General features: G+C 64.8%; 23 protein-coding genes. 14 read left to right on the forward strand and 9 right to left on the reverse strand.

Annotated features, from left to right (window positions below; all coding sequences use genetic code 11):
- Nucleotides 1-412: 412 nt before the first annotated feature.
- On the reverse strand, nucleotides 413-1009 hold the full coding sequence (locus tag CAG29_RS09090; RefSeq protein ID WP_085694294.1) for a tRNA-uridine aminocarboxypropyltransferase: 597 nt from the start codon (nucleotides 1007-1009) through the stop codon (nucleotides 413-415).
- 2 nt (nucleotides 1010-1011) lie between these two features.
- Nucleotides 1012-1905: a LysR family transcriptional regulator gene (locus CAG29_RS09095; RefSeq protein WP_085584957.1), complete on the reverse strand. Its 894-nt coding sequence runs from the start codon at nucleotides 1903-1905 to the stop codon at nucleotides 1012-1014.
- A 349-nt stretch (nucleotides 1906-2254) separates the two neighbouring features.
- Here CAG29_RS09095 and speB point away from each other — a divergent pair, with 349 nt between their 5' ends.
- The 6 genes from speB to CAG29_RS09125 all read left to right on the forward strand — a co-directional run bounded on the left by speB (nucleotide 2255) and on the right by CAG29_RS09125 (nucleotide 7839).
- Nucleotides 2255-3205 carry an agmatinase gene (speB, locus tag CAG29_RS09100; RefSeq protein ID WP_085584959.1) on the forward strand — a complete coding sequence of 317 codons (951 nt, stop codon included), beginning with the start codon at nucleotides 2255-2257 and terminating at the stop codon, nucleotides 3203-3205.
- Between the two features lie 9 nt (nucleotides 3206-3214).
- Nucleotides 3215-3637: a nuclear transport factor 2 family protein gene (locus CAG29_RS09105; RefSeq protein WP_085584961.1), complete on the forward strand. Its 423-nt coding sequence runs from the start codon at nucleotides 3215-3217 to the stop codon at nucleotides 3635-3637.
- A 54-nt stretch (nucleotides 3638-3691) separates the two neighbouring features.
- Nucleotides 3692-5194 (forward strand): cytosine permease, encoded by a 1503-nt coding sequence (locus CAG29_RS09110; RefSeq protein WP_085694297.1) that lies wholly within the window; start codon nucleotides 3692-3694, stop codon nucleotides 5192-5194.
- Nucleotides 5195-5357: 163 nt separating this feature from the next.
- Nucleotides 5358-6737, forward strand: coding sequence for a sodium:solute symporter (locus CAG29_RS09115; RefSeq protein ID WP_085584965.1), 1380 nt, complete (start codon nucleotides 5358-5360; stop codon nucleotides 6735-6737).
- A gap of 84 nt (nucleotides 6738-6821) precedes the next feature.
- Nucleotides 6822-7547: an MBL fold metallo-hydrolase gene (locus CAG29_RS09120; protein ID WP_085584967.1), complete on the forward strand. Its 726-nt coding sequence runs from the start codon at nucleotides 6822-6824 to the stop codon at nucleotides 7545-7547.
- 43 nt (nucleotides 7548-7590) lie between these two features.
- Nucleotides 7591-7839: a phosphopantetheine-containing protein gene (locus CAG29_RS09125; RefSeq protein WP_085584969.1), complete on the forward strand. Its 249-nt coding sequence runs from the start codon at nucleotides 7591-7593 to the stop codon at nucleotides 7837-7839.
- A 164-nt stretch (nucleotides 7840-8003) separates the two neighbouring features.
- Here the strand turns inward: CAG29_RS09125 and CAG29_RS28750 are convergent, their stop codons facing one another.
- Together CAG29_RS28750 and CAG29_RS09130 are read right to left on the reverse strand one after the other, a co-directional pair.
- Nucleotides 8004-8132: a PA1414 family protein gene (locus CAG29_RS28750; RefSeq protein WP_003184145.1), complete on the reverse strand. Its 129-nt coding sequence runs from the start codon at nucleotides 8130-8132 to the stop codon at nucleotides 8004-8006.
- 142 nt (nucleotides 8133-8274) lie between these two features.
- The gene (locus CAG29_RS09130) at nucleotides 8275-9168 is read right to left on the reverse strand and encodes a LysR family transcriptional regulator (protein ID WP_085584971.1); all 894 of its coding nucleotides are present in this window, start codon (nucleotides 9166-9168) and stop codon (nucleotides 8275-8277) included.
- Between the two features lie 103 nt (nucleotides 9169-9271).
- Between CAG29_RS09130 and CAG29_RS09135 the strand changes: the two genes are divergently transcribed.
- Nucleotides 9272-10453: an MFS transporter gene (locus tag CAG29_RS09135; protein ID WP_085584973.1), complete on the forward strand. Its 1182-nt coding sequence runs from the start codon at nucleotides 9272-9274 to the stop codon at nucleotides 10451-10453.
- Here the strand turns inward: CAG29_RS09135 and CAG29_RS09140 are convergent.
- Together CAG29_RS09140 and CAG29_RS09145 are read right to left on the reverse strand one after the other, a co-directional pair.
- Nucleotides 10398-11330, reverse strand: coding sequence for a DMT family transporter (locus CAG29_RS09140; RefSeq protein WP_085694299.1), 933 nt, complete (start codon nucleotides 11328-11330; stop codon nucleotides 10398-10400). The two genes, CAG29_RS09135 and CAG29_RS09140, sit on opposite strands and share 56 nt — an antisense overlap.
- Before the next feature lie 163 nt (nucleotides 11331-11493).
- Nucleotides 11494-12330, reverse strand: a complete 837-nt coding sequence (locus CAG29_RS09145) for a S1 RNA-binding domain-containing protein (RefSeq protein WP_085633078.1) — start codon at nucleotides 12328-12330, stop codon at nucleotides 11494-11496.
- Nucleotides 12331-12655: 325 nt separating this feature from the next.
- On the opposite strand from CAG29_RS09145, the gene CAG29_RS09150 reads away from it, so the two are divergent.
- The 3 genes from CAG29_RS09150 (at nucleotide 12656) to CAG29_RS09160 (ending at nucleotide 14695) form a co-directional block, all read left to right on the forward strand.
- Entirely contained in the window at nucleotides 12656-12844 is a 189-nt protein-coding gene (locus CAG29_RS09150) for a hypothetical protein (RefSeq protein ID WP_170929956.1), read from the forward strand.
- A 196-nt stretch (nucleotides 12845-13040) separates the two neighbouring features.
- A complete protein-coding gene (locus tag CAG29_RS09155; RefSeq protein WP_085584981.1) occupies nucleotides 13041-13757 on the forward strand; it encodes a TorF family putative porin in 717 nt (238 codons plus the stop codon).
- A 68-nt stretch (nucleotides 13758-13825) separates the two neighbouring features.
- The gene (locus CAG29_RS09160; protein WP_085584983.1) at nucleotides 13826-14695 is read left to right on the forward strand and encodes a DUF6279 family lipoprotein; all 870 of its coding nucleotides are present in this window, start codon (nucleotides 13826-13828) and stop codon (nucleotides 14693-14695) included.
- A gap of 518 nt (nucleotides 14696-15213) precedes the next feature.
- On the opposite strand, the gene CAG29_RS09165 is transcribed toward CAG29_RS09160, so the two are convergent.
- Complete coding sequence (locus tag CAG29_RS09165) at nucleotides 15214-15606, reverse strand: transcriptional regulator (RefSeq protein WP_085584985.1); 393 nt, start codon at nucleotides 15604-15606, stop codon at nucleotides 15214-15216.
- Nucleotides 15607-15780: 174 nt separating this feature from the next.
- Here CAG29_RS09165 and CAG29_RS09170 point away from each other — a divergent pair, with 174 nt between their 5' ends.
- Nucleotides 15781-16515 carry a thioredoxin family protein gene (locus CAG29_RS09170; protein ID WP_085584987.1) on the forward strand — a complete coding sequence of 245 codons (735 nt, stop codon included), beginning with the start codon at nucleotides 15781-15783 and terminating at the stop codon, nucleotides 16513-16515.
- Nucleotides 16516-16621: 106 nt separating this feature from the next.
- Here CAG29_RS09170 and CAG29_RS09175 read toward each other — a convergent pair whose 3' ends face one another.
- Both CAG29_RS09175 and CAG29_RS09180 read right to left on the reverse strand, forming a co-directional pair.
- The gene (locus tag CAG29_RS09175; protein WP_256576716.1) at nucleotides 16622-17053 is read right to left on the reverse strand and encodes a DUF2846 domain-containing protein; all 432 of its coding nucleotides are present in this window, start codon (nucleotides 17051-17053) and stop codon (nucleotides 16622-16624) included.
- A complete protein-coding gene (locus CAG29_RS09180) occupies nucleotides 17050-17478 on the reverse strand; it encodes an Sbal_3080 family lipoprotein (protein ID WP_085637161.1) in 429 nt (142 codons plus the stop codon). Before CAG29_RS09180 ends, CAG29_RS09175 begins: the two co-directional genes overlap by 4 nt.
- Before the next feature lie 155 nt (nucleotides 17479-17633).
- Between CAG29_RS09180 and CAG29_RS09185 the strand changes: the two genes are divergently transcribed.
- The 3 genes from CAG29_RS09185 (at nucleotide 17634) to CAG29_RS09195 (ending at nucleotide 19350) form a co-directional block, all read left to right on the forward strand.
- Nucleotides 17634-17909: a hypothetical protein gene (locus CAG29_RS09185; RefSeq protein WP_085584991.1), complete on the forward strand. Its 276-nt coding sequence runs from the start codon at nucleotides 17634-17636 to the stop codon at nucleotides 17907-17909.
- Between the two features lie 247 nt (nucleotides 17910-18156).
- Nucleotides 18157-18738, forward strand: coding sequence for a C39 family peptidase (locus CAG29_RS09190; RefSeq protein WP_085584993.1), 582 nt, complete (start codon nucleotides 18157-18159; stop codon nucleotides 18736-18738).
- Nucleotides 18739-18750: 12 nt separating this feature from the next.
- Complete coding sequence (locus tag CAG29_RS09195) at nucleotides 18751-19350, forward strand: hypothetical protein (RefSeq protein WP_085656163.1); 600 nt, start codon at nucleotides 18751-18753, stop codon at nucleotides 19348-19350.
- Nucleotides 19351-19399 lie beyond the last annotated feature (49 nt).

Consider the following 19399-nt stretch of genomic DNA (forward strand, 5'->3'; position numbering starts at 1 on the left):
TTGTGCTGATAGGCATGGCCTCATCGCTGGCAAGCCAGCTCCCACAGGTTCAGCGCCGGGCTCGGACTTTGTGTTCGACAGGGACACTGTGGGAGCTGGCTTGCCAGCGATAGCGGTAGGCCAGGCAACAGAGATGTCGGCTGAACTGGCCTCATCGCTTGCAGGCAAGCTCCTACAGGTTGTGCGGTGTACCGGGATTCTGCGGACAGCCGGGATCCTTTGTGGGAGCCAGCCTGCTGGCGATGGCGGTGGGTCAGGCAGCAGAAATGCCGGCAGTGCCGGCCTCATCGCTGGCAAGTCGAGTCGTCGCACCGCAGCTCCCACAAGTGTTTGCGGTGTGCCTGGATTTTGCAGGCACCGGTGATACCTGTGGGAGCTGGCTTGCCAGCGATGGGGCCAGCAAGGGCACCGGTCATTTTTCTGCATGATTGCGCTGGAAGGTCTCCTCCCCCATCGCCGCGATCTGCCCCTCGATCAACGCCTCGAACGGCTTGAGCAGCGGCTCGAACGACGCCGGCGCCTCCAGCGTCCGCAAGGCCTGGACGATCGCCTCGACCGTGGACAACGCCCCGGGCCCGGGCGCCTTGCGCAAGCGGTAGCGGGACACCCCGCCGTCGGCCAGCGTCACCCGCGGCAGCGCCGCCAGCAACGGGTTGAGGTGCAGCAGCTTGCGCGCCTTGCGCCAAGTGCCGTCGGGCACCACCAGCAGCAGCGGTTCGTCGGATGCGCCGTAGGCCTGCATCGGCTGCGCATCGTCCGCCGGAAACAGCAAGCGCGCCTGATACCCCGGCCGGTTCAGCAGCGCCGGCAGATCCTCAAACACCTCACCGACGATCAGCTCGGCATTGGTCAGCCCCAGCGCCGCCAGCCGCGCCGTGTTGAGCGCGTGGTTGACCTCGCTCGGGTGCTGCAGCAACAACACCCGCGTGCGGCTGTCGAGGCTGGGGATCAGCGCGCACAGGCAATGGGTTAGAGGGCGCAGGCAGCGCGGGCATTGGGGTCTGGACATTTTCAGGCCTGATTGAGCTGGGCTTTGAGCAAATCGCGGAAGGTCTGGATCAGCGGCTCGCGGCTGCGGCCACGGCGCATGATCATCGAGAACGGCGCCTGGTAGCCGAAGGTCGCCGGCAGCAGCACGCGCAGGTCGCCCTTGTCGGCCCAGGCCTGGGCGTAATGCTCCGGCAGGTAACCGATGTAGGCGCCGGACAGCACCAGGATCAGCTGCGCCTCCATGCTCTCCACCGTCGCGGCGCTGTGCTTGAAGCCGTGGCGGGCCAGTTCCGCCTGGCTCCAGTAGCCGCGCCCGACCATGCGCTGCTGGGTGATGACCTGCTCGGGGATCCGCCGCTCGGTGAACAGCGGGTGACGGTTGCTGCAGTACAGCCAGTGCTGCTCGCGGTACAGCGGCATGTACACCAGGCCGCTCATGCGCGTGGAGAACGCGCCGATGGCCAGGTCGAGACGGTTGTCCTGCACGCCCAGCTGCAATTCGTAGGGGCTCATCACCGACAGGTGCAGGTGCACCGCCGGGTGCTCCTGGCTGTAGGCGCCGATGGCCTCGGCGAACGGCAGGGCCTTGTCGCTGACGGTGGAGTCGATCACCCCGAGGTTGAGCGTGCCGCGCAGCTCGCCCTTGAGCGCGGCGGCGTACTGCTCGAAGCCTTCGAGCTCGGCCAGCAGGCGCAGGGTCTCCTGATGGAACAGTTCGCCCTTGCTGGTCAGGCTGAACCCGCCGCGCCCGCGGTGGCACAGCACCAGGCCGAGGGCGGCCTCCAGCTGGCTCATGTAGGTGCTGATCGCCGAGGTCGACAGGTTGAGCTCCTGCTGGGCGTTGGCGAATCCCTGATGGCGCACCACGCTGACGAAGATGCGCAAAAGTTTCAGGTCGGGTAAAGCGTTGGCCATCGTAAGGCTCCGGTCTCAGGGCAGTGCACGTAGCTCAAGCCGATGCAGATCCTGGTGGGAGCGGGCTTGCCCGCGAAGGCGGAGTAACAGCCGACATCCATGTTGACCGATCCACCGCGATCGCGAGCAAGCTCGCTCCCACAGGTATTGCAGTCTTCATCCCATCGAGGGATTCGGCGGTCAGTCTATCTGCGGACGCGCCATTAGTTCAGAAAAATATGAACTAAGTATTTGCCCGCAGCGATTCTTCCGACCTGCGGCATTTCGCAGAATCCGCCCACAACGGTGCCCGAACCTTGCGTAAGCGGCGCACCCGAACAACTAAAACAAAGACGATGAGGCCCTACCCGTGGACAAGATTCTTCACCAACCACTGGGCGGCAACGAAATGCCGCGCTTCGGCGGCATCGCCACCATGCTCCGACTCCCCCACCTCGACACCGCCGCCGGCCTCGACGCCGCCTTCGTCGGCGTGCCGCTGGACATCGGCACCTCGCTGCGCCCCGGCACCCGTTTCGGGCCGCGCGACATCCGCACCGAATCGGTGATGATCCGCCCGTACAACATGGCCACCGGCGCCGCCCCGTTCGACTCGCTGTCGGTGGCCGACATCGGCGACGTGGCGATCAACACCTTCAACCTGCTCGACGCCGTGCGCATCATCGAAGAAGCCTACGACAACATCCTCGAGCACAACGTGATCCCGCTGACCCTGGGCGGCGACCACACCATCACCCTGCCGATCCTGCGCGCCATCCACAAGAAGCACGGCAAGGTCGGCCTGGTGCACATCGACGCCCACGCCGATGTGAACGATCACATGTTCGGCGAGAAGATCGCCCACGGCACGACCTTCCGTCGCGCCGTCGAAGAAGGCCTTCTGGATTGCGACCGCGTGGTGCAGATTGGTCTGCGGGCCCAAGGCTACACCGCCGACGACTTCAACTGGAGCCGCGACCAGGGTTTCCGCGTGGTGCAGGCCGAAGAGTGCTGGCACAAGTCGCTGGAGCCGTTGATGGCCGAAGTGCGCGAAAAAGTCGGCGGCGGCCCGGTGTACCTGAGCTTCGACATCGACGGCATCGACCCGGCCTGGGCGCCCGGCACCGGCACCCCGGAAATCGGCGGCCTGACCACCATCCAGGCGATCGAGATCGTGCGCGGCTGCCAGGGCCTCGACCTGATCGGCTGCGATCTGGTAGAAGTCTCGCCCGCCTACGACACCACCGGCAACACCTCGCTGCTGGCCGCCAACCTGCTGTACGAAATGCTCTGCGTACTGCCTGGCGTGGTCCACCGCTGAGGGTTCGCCATGAACGAACGTGATCAGGTTCTGCAGGCGGCCGCCGACCTCGTGTCCGCCTTCGCCCGCAACGACCGCGAAGCCTACTTCGGTGCCTTCAGCGCCGACGCCAGCTTCGTGTTCCACACCCTCGAACAGCCCCTGCTGTCGCGCGACGCCTATCAGGCGCTGTGGGACAGCTGGCGCGCCGAGGATGGCTTCGAGGTGCTCTCGTGCACCTCGAGCAACGCCTACGTCAGCCTGCAAGGTGACGTGGCGGTCTTCATCCATGACGTGGCCACCGAGCTGCGCATGCAAGGGGAGCAACACTTCAGCCAGGAGCGCGAGACGATTGTGTTCAGGAAACACGCGTCGAGCCTAGAACAACAAGGCCTATGGCTGGCCTGCCATGAACATTTGTCCGCAATGCCGGAAGGGCTGCCACCCCCTTAGCCAAACAGGCGACGACCACGCACGATGGGCGCGCCTTGATGATCGGAGCAGATCATGAATAACAAGAACAACGACCAAAGCCTTACGCAGATTGAAACCCACGGGGTCGAACAGATCCCGGACCACGAACGCACCGCAGGTCCCGTGGACTTGTTCCGCATGATCTTCGGCGGCGCCAACACCTTCGCCACCGCCGTGCTCGGCAGTTTCCCGGTGCTGTTCGGCCTGTCTTTCCAGGCCGGTGTCTGGGCGATTGTCTCGGGCGTGCTGCTGGGTTCGCTGATCCTTGCGCCGATGGGCCTGTTCGGCCCGCTCAACGGCACCAACAACGCCGTATCGTCCGGTGCGCACTTCGGCGTGCACGGACGGATCGTCGGCTCGTTCCTGTCGCTGCTGACCGCCATCGCCTTCTTCTCGCTCTCGGTGTGGAGTTCAGGGGATGCGCTGATCGGCGGCGCCAAGCGCCTGATCGGCCTGCCGGAAACCGACCTGACCCTGGGCCTGGCCTACGGCCTGTTCGCGGTGCTGGTGCTGACCGTGTGCATCTACGGCTTCCGCTTCCTGCTGTGGGTCAACAAGATCGCGGTGTGGAGCGCCAGCCTGCTGTTCCTGCTGGGCGCGTTCGCCTTCGCCGGCCCCTTCGATGCGCATTACGCCGGCACCGTCAGCCTCGGCCAGCCGGGCTTCTGGGCGGCGTTCATCGGCGCGGCGCTGGTGGCCATGAGCAACCCGATCTCCTTCGGCGCGTTCCTCGGCGACTGGGCCCGCTACATTCCGCGCGACACCTCCCGGCAGCGGATCATGACGGCGGTGATCCTTTCGCAGATCGCCACCTTCATCCCGTTCCTGTTCGGCCTGACCACCGCCACCATCGTGGCGATCCAGACGCCGGACTACATCGCGGCCAACAACTACGTCGGCGGCCTGCTGGCGGTGTCGCCGGGCTGGTTCTTCCTGCCGGTGTGCCTGATTGCGGTGATCGGCGGCATGTCCACCGGCACCACGTCGCTGTACGGCACCGGCCTTGACATGTCCAGCGTGTTCCCGCGGGTGCTGTCGCGGGTCAAGGCGACGCTGCTGATCGGCGTGCTGTCGATCGCCTTCATCTTCATCGGGCGCTTCGCGGCCAACCTGGTGCAGAGCGTGTCGACCTTCGCCGTGCTGATCATCACCTGCACCACCCCGTGGATGGTGATCATGATCATCGGCCTGGTGGTGCGCCGCGGCTTCTACTGCCCGGACGACCTGCAAGTGTTCACCCGCGGCGAGCGAGGCGGCCGCTACTGGTTCCACCACGGCTGGAACTGGCGCGGCATGGGCGCCTGGATCCCCAGCGCGGCGGTCGGCCTGTGCTTCGTCAACCTGCCGGGGCAGTTCGTCGGCCCGCTGGGCGAACTGGCCGGCGGCATCGACATCAGCCTGCTGGTGACCCTGGGCCTGGCCTCGGTGCTGTACCTGATGCTGCTGAGCCTGTTCCCGGAGCCGGCGCTGGTGTACGGCCCGCAGGATGCCCGGAGCAAAAGGCTGAACCCGGCGGCCAAGCCTGAACTGGCGTAAGCGACTTGCCCCTGTGGGAGCGAGCCTGCCCGCGATGACGGCGGCACATCCGGCTTCGATGTGACCGACAGACCGCAATCGCGAGCAGGCTCGCTCCCACGGGGGGCAGCCACACCGAACCCATTTGTTTCACCATAAAAAAGACAATCGGAGACACGCCATCATGGCTTTGGATTTATTCGTCGTCCTCATCTACGCGGCCGGCATGCTCTTGCTCGGCTACTTCGGCATGCGCAAGGCCAAAACCAACGAAGACTTCCTGGTCGCCGGGCGCAACCTGGGCCCGAGCCTGTACATGGGCACCATGGCGGCGACCGTGCTGGGCGGTGCGTCCACCGTCGGCACCGTGCGCCTGGGCTATGTGCACGGGATCTCCGGCTTCTGGCTGTGCGCGGCCCTGGGCTGCGGCATCGTCGCGCTGAACCTGTTCCTGGCCAAGCCGCTGCTGAAACTGAAGATCTACACCGTCACCCAGGTGCTGGAGAAGCGCTACAACCCGATGGCCCGCTCGGCGAGCGCGGCGATCATGCTGGCCTACGCGCTGATGATCGGCGTGACCTCGATCCTGGCCATCGGCACCGTGCTGCAGGTGCTGTTCGGCCTGCCGTTCTGGATCTCGGTGCTGCTGGGCGGCGGCGTGGTGGTGGTCTACTCGGCCATCGGCGGCATGTGGTCGCTGACCCTGACCGACATCGTCCAGTTCATCATCAAGACCGTGGGCCTGATGTTCATCCTGCTGCCGATCTGCCTGTACCGCGTCGGCGGCTGGGACGACCTGGTGATGAAGCTGCCGGCGGCGGCGTTCAACTTCACCACCATCGGCTGGGACACGATCATCACCTACTTCATGATCTACTTCTTCGGCATCCTGATCGGTCAGGACATCTGGCAACGGGTGTTCACCGTCAAGAACGAGAAAGTGGCCCAGTACGCCGGCAGCTTCGCCGGGGTCTACTGCATCCTCTACGGCCTGGCCTGCGCCCTGATCGGCATGGCGGCCCACGTGCTGATCCCGGACCTGGACAACGTCAACAACGCCTTCGCCGCCATCGTCAAACTGTCGCTGCCGGACGGCATCCGCGGCCTGGTGATCGCCGCCGCGCTGGCCGCGATGATGTCCACCGCCAGCGCCGGCCTGCTGGCCGCGTCCACCACCCTGACCGAAGACCTGCTGCCCAAGCTGCGCGGCGGCAAGCCGTCGAGCCTGGGCATCAATCGCCTGTTCACCCTGCTGACCGGCGCCGTGGTGCTGGCCATCGCCCTGGTGGTGAACGACGTGATCAGCGCCCTGACCCTGGCCTACAACCTGTTGGTGGGCGGCATGCTGATCCCGCTGATCGGCGCGATCTTCTGGAAGCGCGCGACCACCGCCGGCGCCATCGCCAGCATGGGCATGGGCTTCGCCACGGCGCTGCTGTTCATGGTCAAGGACGGTCTGGACGCCAACACCCCGATCTACTACAGCCTGGCCGTGGGCCTGGTGAGCTTCGTGGTGGTGAGCCTGATGTCCCGTCGCCCTGCCCCGGTGGCCAGCGCGATCTAAGCTTCACATAACGACTCGATGCTTTCTTCGGCGGGTGTGGCGTCGGTTGCCACACCCGTTTTTTTCGTCTGGAGAAAATGATTGATGAAGATCGTCAGCCGCGACCGGTGGTTCGAAGTCCAGTCCCTGGGCGACGGCATCCGCCTGATCCACGAGCCGTACATCCGGCCGTTCTACCGCTGCAACCTGTGGCACATCCAAGGCCGCGACAAGGATCTGCTGCTCGACAGCGGCTCGGGGCTGGTCAGCCTGCGCGAACAACTGCCCTGGCTCACCGAGCGGCCGCTGGTGGCGGTGGCCAGCCATTGCCACTTCGACCACATCGCCGGCCACCACGAATTCGCCGAGCGGCTGGTGCATCCGGCCGAGGCCGACATTCTGGCGGCGCCGGACGGCGACAACGACCTGAGCCGCGCCTTCGTCGGCGACGACATGTTCGAGGCCCACCCGGACTGCCCGCTGTGCTATGCCGAGTACCGGGTCAAGGCAGCGCCGGCCACCGGCTTCGTCGAGGACGGCGACGTGCTCGACCTGGGCGACCGCACGCTGCAGGTGCTGCACACGCCGGGGCATTCGCCGGGCGGGATCAGCCTGTACGAAGCGGCGACCCAAACCCTGTTCAGCGGCGACATCATCTACGACGGCCCGCTGATCGAAGACGCCTACCACTCCGACCTCGACGACTACGCCGCCAGCCTGCGGCGCCTGCACGGCCTGCCGGTGCGCACGGTGCATGGCGGGCACTTCGGCAGCTTCTCCGGGGAGCATCTGCGGGGAATGATTGACCAGTGGCTGCGCCGGCACGGGTGAAGCCTGCTGTACTCCATCAGGTCGACACCTTCGAATGACTGCCATGAACAGAGCCGCCGTGCGCGCCGCCGTGCACCGATTCATCTTTCGCCTGCTGGAGAACCGCGAATTCGACGACAACACCAGCCTGGCGCAATTGGGGCTGGAGAAAGCGGACATCGAAGATCTGATCTTTCATCTGGAAGATGAATTCGGACTGACGGCGTTCACCGCGGAGGAAGACCGAATGCTCAGGCGCGCGAAAACGGCGAATGACTTGAGCCGGTTCCTGATGGAAATCAGCCGGCATTGAGAACGGTTGTCTGATACGTGCTTGAGGACGAGACCGGCTGAGTCGAAGAGCAGGTCTGTGTGGCGAGGGCGCTTGCTCGCGCCGGGCCGCCAAGCGGCCCTGTGATGGGTGGCGGCTGAGCCGTAGGCGGGAGCAGGCGCCCTCGCCACAGGATTGCGCCTTGGTTACCGGCGACGCGGCTGACGCCGGCGCTGTTCGTCGTCGGTGCGGATCGGTACAGGTTGCAGAGGCGGTTCGATCAAGCCGAGGGCAACACCCAAATCGTGCAGCCAGTTCTGAATTTTCTCTTTCATCGTCATGCCCCCTTCAGGGTGGTGCCGAGCGGCCGGAATTCTGAGGCCGCTTCGCACTGATAATAGTCTGAAGTCCTACGCAATGCGCAGTGAAATCCGCAATGATCTGTTACTGAATCGGACGAAATCCCTGACCGTTCGCTCAAGCCGTTTCCCGCGTGTCTTCACCGGCCACGGGATAGAGCGCCCGCTGCTGTTCGATCCAGGCATTGAGGTTGGCGCCGACCATCCCTCTGCGCCACATCAGCCACGTCGTCGCGCTGGCGAACGGCTCGGCCAGCGGGTGCACCGCCACGCCTTCGCGCCCCGGCAGGCTGGCGAGCATCGACTCGGACATCAGCGCCACCCCGCTGCCGGCGATCACGCAGGCCAGCATGCCCTGATACGACTCGATCTCCATCGCCCGGCCCATGGCCGCGTGGTAGTGGGCAAACCAGGATTCCAGCCGCGCACGGTAGGCGCAGCCATGGCGGAAGGTGAACACCGCGCGCCCCTCGACATCCTTGGCGCTGCGCACCGGCGGGTGCTCGGCCTCGCTGATCAGCACCAGCCGCTCGTTGCACAGCGGCACGCCGTCGATGCCGGCCAGCTGCGGCGGGCCGTCCACCAGCGCCGCGTCGAGCCGGCCGGTGAGCAGTCCTTCGAGCAGCTCACCGCTGGGCCCGGACTGCACTTGCAGGTTCACCGCCGGATAGCGCTTGTGATAGCGGGCCAGCAGCGCCGGCAGATGGATCGCCGCCGTGCTGTACAGCGTGCCCAGCACGAAGTCCCCCGCCGGCTGCCCGCCCATCACCGCCGCGCTGGCCTGGTCACGCAGGGCGAACAGCTTGCCGGCGTAGTCCAGCAGGACTTTTCCCGCAGGCGACAGCTGTAAACGCTGACGCTCGCGGACGAACAGTTCGACGCCCAACTGCTCCTCCAGCTGTTTAAGCCGGGTCGACAGGTTGGACGGCACCCGGTGCAGGCGTTCGGCGGCGCGGGTGATCGAACCTTCCTCGGCCACCGCCTGAAAGATCCGCAGTTGGCTGAATTCCACGAGTCTTCTCCGTAACAGAACAAGTTACTCACTATTATTCAATTTTAAAGAAAGTCAATCAGTCCTAGCCTGACGGTCATCGAACCTTCCTGGAACTGCGACCATGTCACCGCTGATTCGCCTTCTCGCCAGTTTTGTCGCCCTGATGATGGCCATGGGCATCGGGCGTTTCGCCCTCACCCCGCAAATGCCGCACCTGCTCAGCGAAGGCCAGGTCGACCTGACCGCCGCCGGCCTGATCGCCGCCGCCAATTACCTCGGCTACCTGCTGGGCGCGGTGGATGCGATGTTTTCCCGTCGGCCGGAGCAGGTGCGCGGCCGCTTGCACGGCGGCCTGTGGCTGTGCGTGCTGCTGACCCTGGCCTCGTTCTGGGCCGACGGGTTCTGGTCGCACCTGATCCTGCGCTTCGGCACCGGCGTGGCCAGCGCCTGGGTGCTGGTGATGATCACGGCCTTGAGCCAGCCGCTGGCGTTGGCCGCCGGTCGCCCACGGCTGGGCGCGGTGGTGTTTGCCGGGCCGGGATTGGGGATTTTTCTGACAGGCCTGCTGGCGCTGGCCTCACACCTGTTGAACCAGACGTCCGCCACCTTGTGGCTGATCTACGCCGCCGTGGCGCTGGCGATGCTGCTGGGCATCGTGCGGATCCTGCCGCAACCGGCCGTTCCGGCGGCCGCAGCCCCCGAGGCCAGCGGCGCGCCGACCCGCGGCATCGCCCGGCTGGCGGCGGTGTACGCACTGTACGGGGTGGGTTACATCATTCCGGCCACGTTCCTGTCGCAGATGGCCAACGCGCAGTTCCACGGGCAATGGCAGGCGGATCTGTTCTGGCCCTGCTTCGGCCTGGCGTCGGCCCTCGGCGTCGTGCTGGTGAGCCTGCGCAAGCCCGATGGGGGCACCACCCGCCATTGGCTGCTGGCCACCCTGTGGCTGCAGGCGGCCGGGGTGTTCGCCTGTCTGTTGGGCAGCGGCGCCGGGCTGGCGCTGGGGGTGATCCTGTGCGGCACGCCGTTCCTGGCCTGCATGCAACTGGTGATGCAGCGCTCGCGGGAGCTGGCGCCCCACGCCACCCAGCGCAACGCCGGGCTGCTGACCGCGTGCTTCGCGGTCGGTCAGCTCAGCGGCCCGTTGCTGGCGGCGCTGAGCAGCCATTTCGGCGGCGGCCTGCAACCGGCGCTGGTGCTCGCCGGCAGCGGCCTGCTGGTCGCCGGCGGCCTGGCCCTGCAACCGCTCAGGGCTGACCCAGAGCTTTGCGCAGGCGCCGGCGCACCCACTGCTCGGCGCTGACGAAGGTGATGCCGAGCAGCACCAGCACCGCGCCGGCGATGAAGTTCAGGCTCAGCTTCTCGCCCAGCAGCAACACGCCGAACGTGACGCCGAACAGCGGCGTCATGAACGAAAACACCGCCAGGTTGGCCGCCAGGTAGCGCCGCAGCAGCCAGAACCAGATCAGGTAGCTGAAGAACGACACCACCACGCCCTGGAACAGCACGCTGGCCACCGCCACGCCGGTGAGGCTGACGTGGGTGATCTGGCCGCTGAACAGCGCAATCGCCAGCAGGCCGAGGAAACCGACGATCAGCTGATAGAACAGGGTCAGCGTCACCGGCGCCTCGGACAGGCGCGAGGCGCGCACCACCACCGTGGTCGCGCCCCAGCAGGCGCCGGCCAGCACGCCCAGGGCATCGCCCAACAGCATGCGCCGGTCGAGGTTGTCCCACGACACCCCGCCGGCGAAGGCGATGGCGATGCCGACGAACGCCAGGCAGATGCCCAACCACTGCACCGCGCGCAGACGCTCGCCGGGCAGCAGGAAATGCACGCCCAGCGCCGTGAAGATCGGCGCGGTGTAGAGGAACACCGACATGTGCGCCGCCGTGCTCAGTTGCAGCCCCTCGGCGATGAAGAAGAACTCGAGGCCGAACAAGGCACCGGCCAGCAGGCCGCCGCGCCAGGTCGCGCCCACCTGGTCCCAGCCGCCCTTGACGCAGATCAGCAGGCCCACCAGCAACGCCGAGATCCCCGACCGACCGGCCGCCTGCATCACCGGCGCGATGTCGGCCGCCGCCCACTTGATCATCACCTGCTGCACGCCCCAGACCAGGCACAGGCCGATCATCACTTGCAGGGCGAAACCGTCGGCGTTGCGCCGCTCGGCGCTCATCGCGACACCTCGAACACACAGGTCATGGCAGATTTCCCCAACGCTGAAAATAAAGCCCCGGACGGATCCGGGGCAAATGGATGACGGCTGCGCCGTCCATCGCGAGCAGGCTCGCTCCCACAGGGAACGAGGCCGGTTCGGGCAGCACAGACAGCGGTAAAACTCAGGTCAGCTCGATGCGGTCGGCATGGATGACGATCTGGCCGTTCTTGTACAACGCCCCGATGGCCTTCTTGAAGTTGCCCTTGCTGACGCCGAACAGGCTGCTGATCAGCGCCGGATCGCTCTTGTCGCTCACCGCCAGGGTGCCGTTGCTTTCGCGCAGCTTGGCGAGGATCTTCGCGTTCAGGCTGCCCGCCGCTTCCTGGCCGACCGGTTGCAGGCTGAGGCTGATCTTGCCGTCGGCACGCATTTCCTTGATGAAGCCCTTCTCGCGCATGCCCGAGCGCATGTACTTGAAGATCTCGTTCTTGTGGATCAGGCCCCAATGCTTGTTGTTGATGATCGCCTTGTAGCCCATGTCGGTGGACTCGACGACCAGCAGATCGACCTCTTGCCCAGGCGCGTAGGTGGCCGGGGTCTTGTCCAGGTAGCGGTCCAGCCGCGCGGTGGCGGTGATGCGGCGGGTGCGCTTGTCGAGGTACGCATGCACCACGCAGTAGTCGCCGGCACTCAACTGGCGCTTTTCCTCGGAGTACGGCAGCAGCAGGTCCTTGGGCAGGCCCCAATCGAGGAACACGCCGATGCTGTTGATCTCGACCACCTTGAGGCTGGCGAACTCGCCGACCTGGATCTTCGGTTTTTCGGTGGTGGCGAGCAGTTTGTCTTCGCTGTCCAGATAGACGAACACATTGAGCCAGTCTTCATCTTCGCTGGGCACATCCTTGGGGACGTAGCGGTTGGGCAAGAGAATCTCGCCGTCGGCGCCGCCGTCCAGGTACAGGCCGAAGCTGGTGTGCTTGACCACTTGCAAACTGTTGTAACGCCCGACTAAAGCCATTTCCAATACCCTCACTTGCGTGGGCGGCATTCTACCCGGTTTTGTCCGGTGCGTTGACGGCACGAACGGCCGGCGAGGCAGATTCGCCCATGGCTTGGGCTTCCTTTCAACGGTGCCGTTCGTCCGATTGTCGAAAGGGCCTGCTGCATGCTGAGCTTGCCTCCGTGCCCGCCTGCGTTCTGATTCAAAACAGGAGGTTAGCGGGTCGTTTCAACCTACGGGCGACAATATCCGACTTTTCAGGTTGGTCTTTGCCCTGGACATTCACCCAGATTTTGTCGGGGAATTACGGTAGTCTGGCCGGCCGAGCCACTTTTACAGGTCAATGCCCGCCATGCGTGTCAAAGCCTCCGCCAGCAAAGCCAAGCCCGCTCCAGCCGTTGAAACCAGCGAATCGCTGAACGACCAGATCGCCGCGTTCCTCAAGTCCGGCGGCGAGATCCAGCAGATCGCCAAAGGCGTCAGCGGCCAGACCTACGCCCCTTCCCGGCAGATCAGCCTGGGCAAGAAGTAACCCCTCCGTCCACAGGCGCTTTGAGCTTCGAAGCGTCTGGACCGGCCCCTCGCTGCACCTCTCTCGCGTTTAATCCCTCACCGACAATCGACGAACGGCCCCCGGCGCCGATCATTCGCCGGTATCCTTGCACGCGTCTGGATAAAGCGTTTCAGCAGGTCCTACCGCCCTGCCCTCGCTGTTCAAGGAGTGACGCATGTTCAAACCCTTCTGTTTATTGCTTGTCGGCCTGCTGGCCTGCCCCGGCGCCGTTGCGCAGATCTTCCAGCGCGAACTCGGCGACTTCGACCTCAAGCTCGGCACCAGCCCCAGCCGCAGCATGGCCCAAGGCCTGGTCAAGCCTTCGGCGGTCGGCGCCTTCCACGGCGGCCTCGACCTGAGCCACGACAGCGGCTTCTACTTCGGCCAATGGTCGCCCAGCATGGGCATCACGCCGGGCAAAGACCTGGAAGTCGATTCTTACCTGGGCTTCAAGCAGCCCTTCGACCAGACCCTGGGCTATGAAGTCGGCACGATCCGCTACAGCTATCCCCGCGTCGACACGCCCGACAGCCAGGAACTGTTCGGCGGCCTGACCCTGCTCGGCAGCCGTTTCGGCCTGGCCTTCAGCGACGATCCGGACAAGCGCAACAACACTCTGTTCGCCGACTTCGGCGGCAACCAGCCGTTCGGCATCGGCATCAGCATGAAGTACACCCGCCACCGGCTGAACACGCCGGTGTCGGTGGACGGCGGTTATGTCAGCGCCTTCAGCGACTGGTCGCTGAAGTTCTCCCGCCCGTTCATGGGCATCGACCTGAACCTGATCTACAGCAACTCCAGCCTCGGCGGCAGCGACTGCTCAGCCTACTCCGGCCACAACAGCCAGTGCGACGGGCTGGTCACGCTAAAGGCCGAGCGCGCGTTCTATTGATCGGCTGAACCGGCGGGGCCATGCTGCGTTCACATGAACATCAGACTGGCTTTCGCAAGGATTCGCCCATGTCTCGCCGGTTCAAGCACCTCTTTGTCCTGTTGGCCTTCATCCTCGCCCTCGGCGCCTGCAGCCGCATCGGCCTGGCCTACCGCAACCTCGACGTGATCATTCCGTGGACGCTCAGCGACTACCTGGACATGAACGGCGAGCAGAAAGGCTGGTTCAACGAGCGCCTCAAGGCGCACCTGAGCTGGCACTGCACCACGCAGTTGCCGGGTTACCTCGACTGGCTGGACCGCCTGCAAACGATGGTCGAGCGCAACCAGGTCACCGACGACGCCCTTCAGGCCCGCACGGCGGAAGCCAAGCAGGCCATCGCCGAGACCGCCCGGCAGATCACCCCGTCGGCCGTCGAACTGCTGCAAGGGCTGGACGACCGGCAGGTCGCCGAGATGAACGACGCGTTCGCCAAGGATCTGCGCAAACGCGAGCAGGAATACCTCAAGCCGCCGCTCAACCAACAGATCGCCGAACGCGGCGCCCGCATGGACAAGCGCCTGAACGACTGGCTCGGGCCCCTGAGCGTGACGCAAGAACGACGGGTAATGGCCTGGTCCACAGCGCTGGGCGACCAGAACACCCAGTGGATCGCCAACCGTGCCCACTGGCAAAAGCAGTTCAGCGCGGCGGTGGCGCAGCGGCAGAGCCCCGGGTTCCCACAAAGGATCGAGACGCTTCTGGTCAACCGCGAGAGCTTATGGACGCCGGACTACCGCACGGCCTACGCCAACACCGAGGCCCAGGCCCGTTCGCTGATCGTCGACCTCATGGCCGAGAGCACACCGCAGCAGCGTCAGCGGCTGTTGAAGAAAATCGAGGGCGTGCGCAAGGACTTCAACGACCTCAAATGCCTGAAAGCTGCTCAAAGCAGCTAGGCCAGCGGTGCCTGGGCGGGCGCCATCGCCAGCAGGCTGGCTCCCACAGTGATTTGGGGTGGCCGCCGGTCCTGAGTCCATCCGCGAGACCTGTGGGAGCCAGCCTGCTGGCGATGCGGCCTGTCAGCCACCGGAGAGGTCGGCTGTGATGGCCCAATCGCTGGCAAGCCAGCTCCCACCGGGGATCCCCTGTGGGAGCCAGCCTGCTGGCGATGGCGGTGGGTCAGGCAACAGGGATGTCGGCAGTGTTGGCCTCATCGCTGGCAAGCCAGCTCCCACAGTAATTTGGGGTGGCGGCCGATCCTGAGTACACCCGCAATACCTGTGGGAGCTAGCTTGCTAGCGATAGCGGCCTGTCAGCCACCGGAGAGGTCGGCTGTGATGCCCAATCGCTGGCAAGCCAGCTCTCACAGGTTTCTGTGGTGTACAGGGATCCTGCGGACACCGGGGATCCCCTGTGGGAGCCAGCCTGCTGGCGATGGCGTCAGTGAGGCCACCGCAATACGCTGGCGAAAGGCTCAGGCAATCTGCGCCTTGGAGGCCACCCCGTCGAACGTCCGCTCGTCCAGCGCATCTTCCTGCTCGTCCAGCACCTGCCGAGGGTGGTCGTTGCCGGGGATGCTGCTGTCGATCAGGCTCAAAAGGCTCGCGCCGCGCGGGGTCAGGATGAAGTTCTCTCCGGTGCCGCCTTCCTCTTCCGGCCGGGGCTCGATGTAGCCGCGCAACAGCAGCAGTTTTTCGTACTCGCAGGCCAGGGTCTTGAGGTGATCCAGGTTGTCTATCGGCTCACCGGCGGCGGCCTTCTCCGCCGCGTGCTGCTCGGCGTAAGGCCGTGGCGTGAAGCTGTGGCCTGCGCTGTTCTGCGCTTCGTGCAGCAAGCGCTCGATCAAATCCCAGTTGTAAGTCGTCATCCGATTCAACCTCCGGTGTGCGTCAGTGAAAACGCTCTCAAAAGGTGTGACCGGAGGCGTCCGGTGCCGTTCAGCCGGATTCACGGCGCCGACCGACCGGCGGTCTGTCGAATTCCCCCGTGAGTGAACGACTAGTCTGAGACAGACGGTTTCAACCCCGCAGGAGAAATCATCATGAACGTGCAGAATCATCCGGTGGTGTCGCGCGAAGAATGGCTCGCCGCCCGCCAACGACACCTGGCCGACGAAAAGGCCTTCACCCGCGAACGCGACCGCCTCAGCGCCCAACGCCGCGCCCTGCCCTGGGTGAAGGTCGACAAGGACTACCGCTTCCACGGCCCCGACGGCGAACTGAGGCTGGCCGATCTGTTCGGTGAGCACAGCCAACTGATCGTCTACCACTTCATGTTCGCCAAGGGCTGGGAAGAAGGCTGCCAGGGCTGCTCGTTCCTGGCCGACCACTTCGACGGCGCCGACCTGCACCTGGCCCATCACGACATCGCCCTGGTGGCGGTGTCCCACGCACCGTTCGCCGAGTTCCAGGCCTTCAAGCGGCGGATGGGCTGGAGATTCGATTGGGTGTCGTCAGACGGTTCCGATTTCAACTACGACTTCGGCGTTTGCGCCCGGAGCGAAGACGCCGACGCCGGCAAGGCCACCTACAACTACGAAAAGACCGACAGCGCCGAGGAAGAAATGCCGGGGCTGAGCGTGTTCTACCGGGATGAGGCCGGCGCGATCTTCCATACCTATTCCACGTACGCTCGGGGCTTGGACCTGCTGGTGGGCGCCTACAACTTTCACGACCTCACGCCCAAGGGCAGGAATGAGGACGAGATCATGGACTGGGTGCGGCATCATGACCGCTATGAGGGTGGGGCGAAATCGGCGTGCTGCCACGGTGAATGAACAGGAGCGCGAACGGGGAGAGGGCTTCCCCGTTGTGCCCATGAAGCTCTTCGGTTTGGGGGGCGGTAGAGCAATCACTTGACCACTGCTCCACTAAGCCGCCGCATCACTCGACCGGCAAATACCCATAACCACGCACCATGGCTTTGCCTTCTTCAGCCTTGCGCACCCGGATGAATTCCATCGAGCGCTCTTGCGTGTATTCGACGAAGTACTCCTTGCCCGCTTCGACCGGCAAGGTCAGGCGCACATTGCGTGGGTTCGGTTGCTGGCCGGCAGAAACCTTGTGCAGGCCCGGGCTCACGTATACCCAGGAGTAGTTGCGGTCGTTGAGGGCGACGACGGCGCTGTCGTTGATGCTGAACACGCTGTCGTACAGGCTGCCTTGCAGGACCTGGGTGCGCATCATGTAGACCAGCGCCTTGCCTTGGGGCGGCGGGGGCGGGTCGAAATAAGGCTTTGAAGGTTTGTTGTGGCCGCAAGCGGTCAACACCGTCATCAGCAGCAGTGCCGAAAGACCTTTGATGAAGCCGTTCATTGGTTTTGCCCCAGCAGTTGATTGAGCACCGGCCCCATCTTTTCTTCCACGGTAGCGAGTTTCGACAGGTCGAAACCACCTTGATTGGTCAGGTAGTAATGGGCGAAGCCGATCTGTTGGTCGCCCTTGTAGAGCCGGACGCTGGCATCTGACAGGTACATGGACAAGTCCCACGAACGGATCGCGGTGTAGCTCATGCGGTATTCGCAACTGGCCGGAACGGGCGCGGCGTAGAGCTGACTGTCGATCGAATGGCGGCGCAGCAGGTTCTGCATCCCGGCGACGAAATCGCCCACCACCACTTGCGGGTTCTCTTCGATGCACAGTTTCGTGATCTTGTATTGAGGCGCGACCGGCTCGACCTTGATGTTGGTGCAACCGGTCAGCGCCAGCAGCAGCCCTGCCGTGACGACTCTATGCAGCATGTGCAGTCCTTTGGATCGCGAAAGATATCAAAATAGTGGCGCATGCTAGGTGAAGCCCCGATGACGGTCAATCGGCGGCCGATGCGAATGAACTTTCAGCATCGACGGCGCCTCAACCGGTTAACCCGCCTTGACCGCCACGTGAGGCCTGACCGATGAAAACCCTGCTCAAACTGACCCTCGCCGCCACCCTCGCCTGCGCCCTGCCCGCCTGGGCCTGCACCCCTGAAGAAGCCACCGCCAAACGCGAAGAGCTGGCCCGCCAAGTCACCCGGCTCACCGAACAGAACCCGGCCAAGGCCAAGGAAATCAACGACGAGTTGCAGAAGATGGACCTGGGCACCGCCAGCGCCGACCTGCCGGACAAGTGCCAGTTGATCGATCAACGCCTGAAGGAACTGAACACCGCCGAGAAAAAGGCTGAGGGCTGACCCGCCGTCGTCGCCTGCAAACACCTCGCGCCCCTTCGGACACGGCAGCCGGTCGTCGTCCGCAGCCCTCGAATTTGCATTAATGCAATTATTTTCTTGCATTAACGCATATCCATCCTATGGTTACGTTGAGCCCGTCACCGGAACCTGCCATCAGACATGGCACCTCTCGTGCGCCGGAGGGCTCTGCGACAACGCAACGCCTACGCAAGCCGGAGGCTTGTCTTCACTCATGGAGGATTGAACGATGTTGAACACAGAAACCCCATCACGCCACGCCGACGCACTGCCAAGGTGCCTGGCCGGCCGTCTGCTCGACCCGCAGCTGGAGGAGGTCGAAGCGGCGGCCCTCGCGGCACCGCTCGCCGCCAGCCTGAACTTCACCGTGCAGCAGCAGACCCAGACCAACTGGTGCTGGGCCGCCGCGTCCGCGTCGGTCGGCAACTACTACGGCACCGGTTCCTGGACCCAGTGCGCCGTGGCCAGCACCGCGCTGGACCGCAACTGCTGCAACCAGCCGGGGCCGTGCAACATCTACGGCTACCTGGACACGGCGCTGCGGATCACCCGCAGCTACAACGGCATGAACCAGGGCTCGCTGCAGATGGCGGCCATCCAGAACCAGATCAACATGGGCCGTCCCGTGTGCCTGCGCTGCGCCTGGTACGGCGGCGGTGCGCATTTCCTGACGATCTACGGCACCAACGGCAACTATGTGCTGGTCGCGGATTCCATCTACGGCTACTCGACCCGCGCGCTGAACACGTTCCCCGGTTCCTACAACGGCGGCGGCAACTGGACCCACACTTACTTCACGGCCAAAAACTAGGAGGGCCTCGACATGCAACTGACTTATCCGAAAGCGCCTTCCAACGGCGTGCAGACCCTGCGCCCGGCCTTGCAGGCCGCGTTGCAGACCCAGGGTTTCGGCGTCAACCGCCAGTTCGCCAATGCCGCGGCGGGCCGGATCAGCCTCAGCGAGGCCTATCGCGGCTACTCGCTGAGCCTGGAAGACCTGAGCCAAGGCAAGGGACTGAAGGACGCCAGGCTCGGCAACTGGCATTACCTGGTGTTCGCCGATGGCGTATCGATTGCCGATGCGCAGTTGGCCGACGTGCGCGGCCATGTCGAGTTCGCGTCGCTGAACCACGGCAACCTGGCGGCCGCCACGGTCGATGCGTTGAAACTGGCGGAGCAGTCTGCGCAGTTGCAGGGCAAGACCGTCGAACTGCGGGTGCTGTTCGTGTCGGCCCTGAGCGTTGTGGCGATCTGGCTGCACGGCAGCGGTGAGGACGTGCTGATCCCGATCGCGCCGACGCCCAAAACCCTGGCGACCGCCCAGGTGTACGACGCCGCCGCCCTGCTGGCGCGGCTCAAGCCCGCGGCCGATCAGGCGCGGCAGCACTATGATGCGGACACCACCGGGCTGTTGGGAGGCTGACCCGCGGCGGGCATAAAAAAACCCGGACGCTGTCCGGGTTTTTCATTGG

Source organism: Pseudomonas sp. B7(2017) (genome assembly GCF_002112745.1).
GTDB classification, from domain to species: domain Bacteria; phylum Pseudomonadota; class Gammaproteobacteria; order Pseudomonadales; family Pseudomonadaceae; genus Aquipseudomonas; species Aquipseudomonas ekonensis.

Bases quoted from the DNA above. Each gene is read 5' to 3' on its own strand.
- CAG29_RS09170 (WP_085584987.1), top strand. From the start codon at position 15,781: ATGAACGTGCAGAATCATCCGGTGGTGTCGCGCGAAGAATGGCTCGCC.
- CAG29_RS09185 (WP_085584991.1), top strand. From the start codon at position 17,634: ATGAAAACCCTGCTCAAACTGACCCTCGCCGCCACCCTCGCCTGCGCC.
- CAG29_RS09190 (WP_085584993.1), top strand. From the start codon at position 18,157: ATGTTGAACACAGAAACCCCATCACGCCACGCCGACGCACTGCCAAGG.
- CAG29_RS09110 (WP_085694297.1), top strand. From the start codon at position 3,692: ATGAATAACAAGAACAACGACCAAAGCCTTACGCAGATTGAAACCCAC.
- CAG29_RS09165 (WP_085584985.1), bottom strand. From the start codon at position 15,606: ATGACGACTTACAACTGGGATTTGATCGAGCGCTTGCTGCACGAAGCG.
- CAG29_RS09160 (WP_085584983.1), top strand. From the start codon at position 13,826: ATGTCTCGCCGGTTCAAGCACCTCTTTGTCCTGTTGGCCTTCATCCTC.
- CAG29_RS09140 (WP_085694299.1), bottom strand. From the start codon at position 11,330: ATGAGCGCCGAGCGGCGCAACGCCGACGGTTTCGCCCTGCAAGTGATG.
- CAG29_RS28750 (WP_003184145.1), bottom strand. From the start codon at position 8,132: ATGAAAGAGAAAATTCAGAACTGGCTGCACGATTTGGGTGTTGCCCTC.
- CAG29_RS09150 (WP_170929956.1), top strand. From the start codon at position 12,656: ATGCCCGCCATGCGTGTCAAAGCCTCCGCCAGCAAAGCCAAGCCCGCT.
- CAG29_RS09175 (WP_256576716.1), bottom strand. From the start codon at position 17,053: ATGAACGGCTTCATCAAAGGTCTTTCGGCACTGCTGCTGATGACGGTG.
- CAG29_RS09155 (WP_085584981.1), top strand. From the start codon at position 13,041: ATGTTCAAACCCTTCTGTTTATTGCTTGTCGGCCTGCTGGCCTGCCCC.
- CAG29_RS09145 (WP_085633078.1), bottom strand. From the start codon at position 12,330: ATGGCTTTAGTCGGGCGTTACAACAGTTTGCAAGTGGTCAAGCACACC.
- CAG29_RS09125 (WP_085584969.1), top strand. From the start codon at position 7,591: ATGAACAGAGCCGCCGTGCGCGCCGCCGTGCACCGATTCATCTTTCGC.
- CAG29_RS09095 (WP_085584957.1), bottom strand. From the start codon at position 1,905: ATGGCCAACGCTTTACCCGACCTGAAACTTTTGCGCATCTTCGTCAGC.
- CAG29_RS09120 (WP_085584967.1), top strand. From the start codon at position 6,822: ATGAAGATCGTCAGCCGCGACCGGTGGTTCGAAGTCCAGTCCCTGGGC.
- CAG29_RS09115 (WP_085584965.1), top strand. From the start codon at position 5,358: ATGGCTTTGGATTTATTCGTCGTCCTCATCTACGCGGCCGGCATGCTC.
- CAG29_RS09180 (WP_085637161.1), bottom strand. From the start codon at position 17,478: ATGCTGCATAGAGTCGTCACGGCAGGGCTGCTGCTGGCGCTGACCGGT.
- CAG29_RS09195 (WP_085656163.1), top strand. From the start codon at position 18,751: ATGCAACTGACTTATCCGAAAGCGCCTTCCAACGGCGTGCAGACCCTG.
- CAG29_RS09135 (WP_085584973.1), top strand. From the start codon at position 9,272: ATGTCACCGCTGATTCGCCTTCTCGCCAGTTTTGTCGCCCTGATGATG.
- CAG29_RS09105 (WP_085584961.1), top strand. From the start codon at position 3,215: ATGAACGAACGTGATCAGGTTCTGCAGGCGGCCGCCGACCTCGTGTCC.
- CAG29_RS09090 (WP_085694294.1), bottom strand. From the start codon at position 1,009: ATGTCCAGACCCCAATGCCCGCGCTGCCTGCGCCCTCTAACCCATTGC.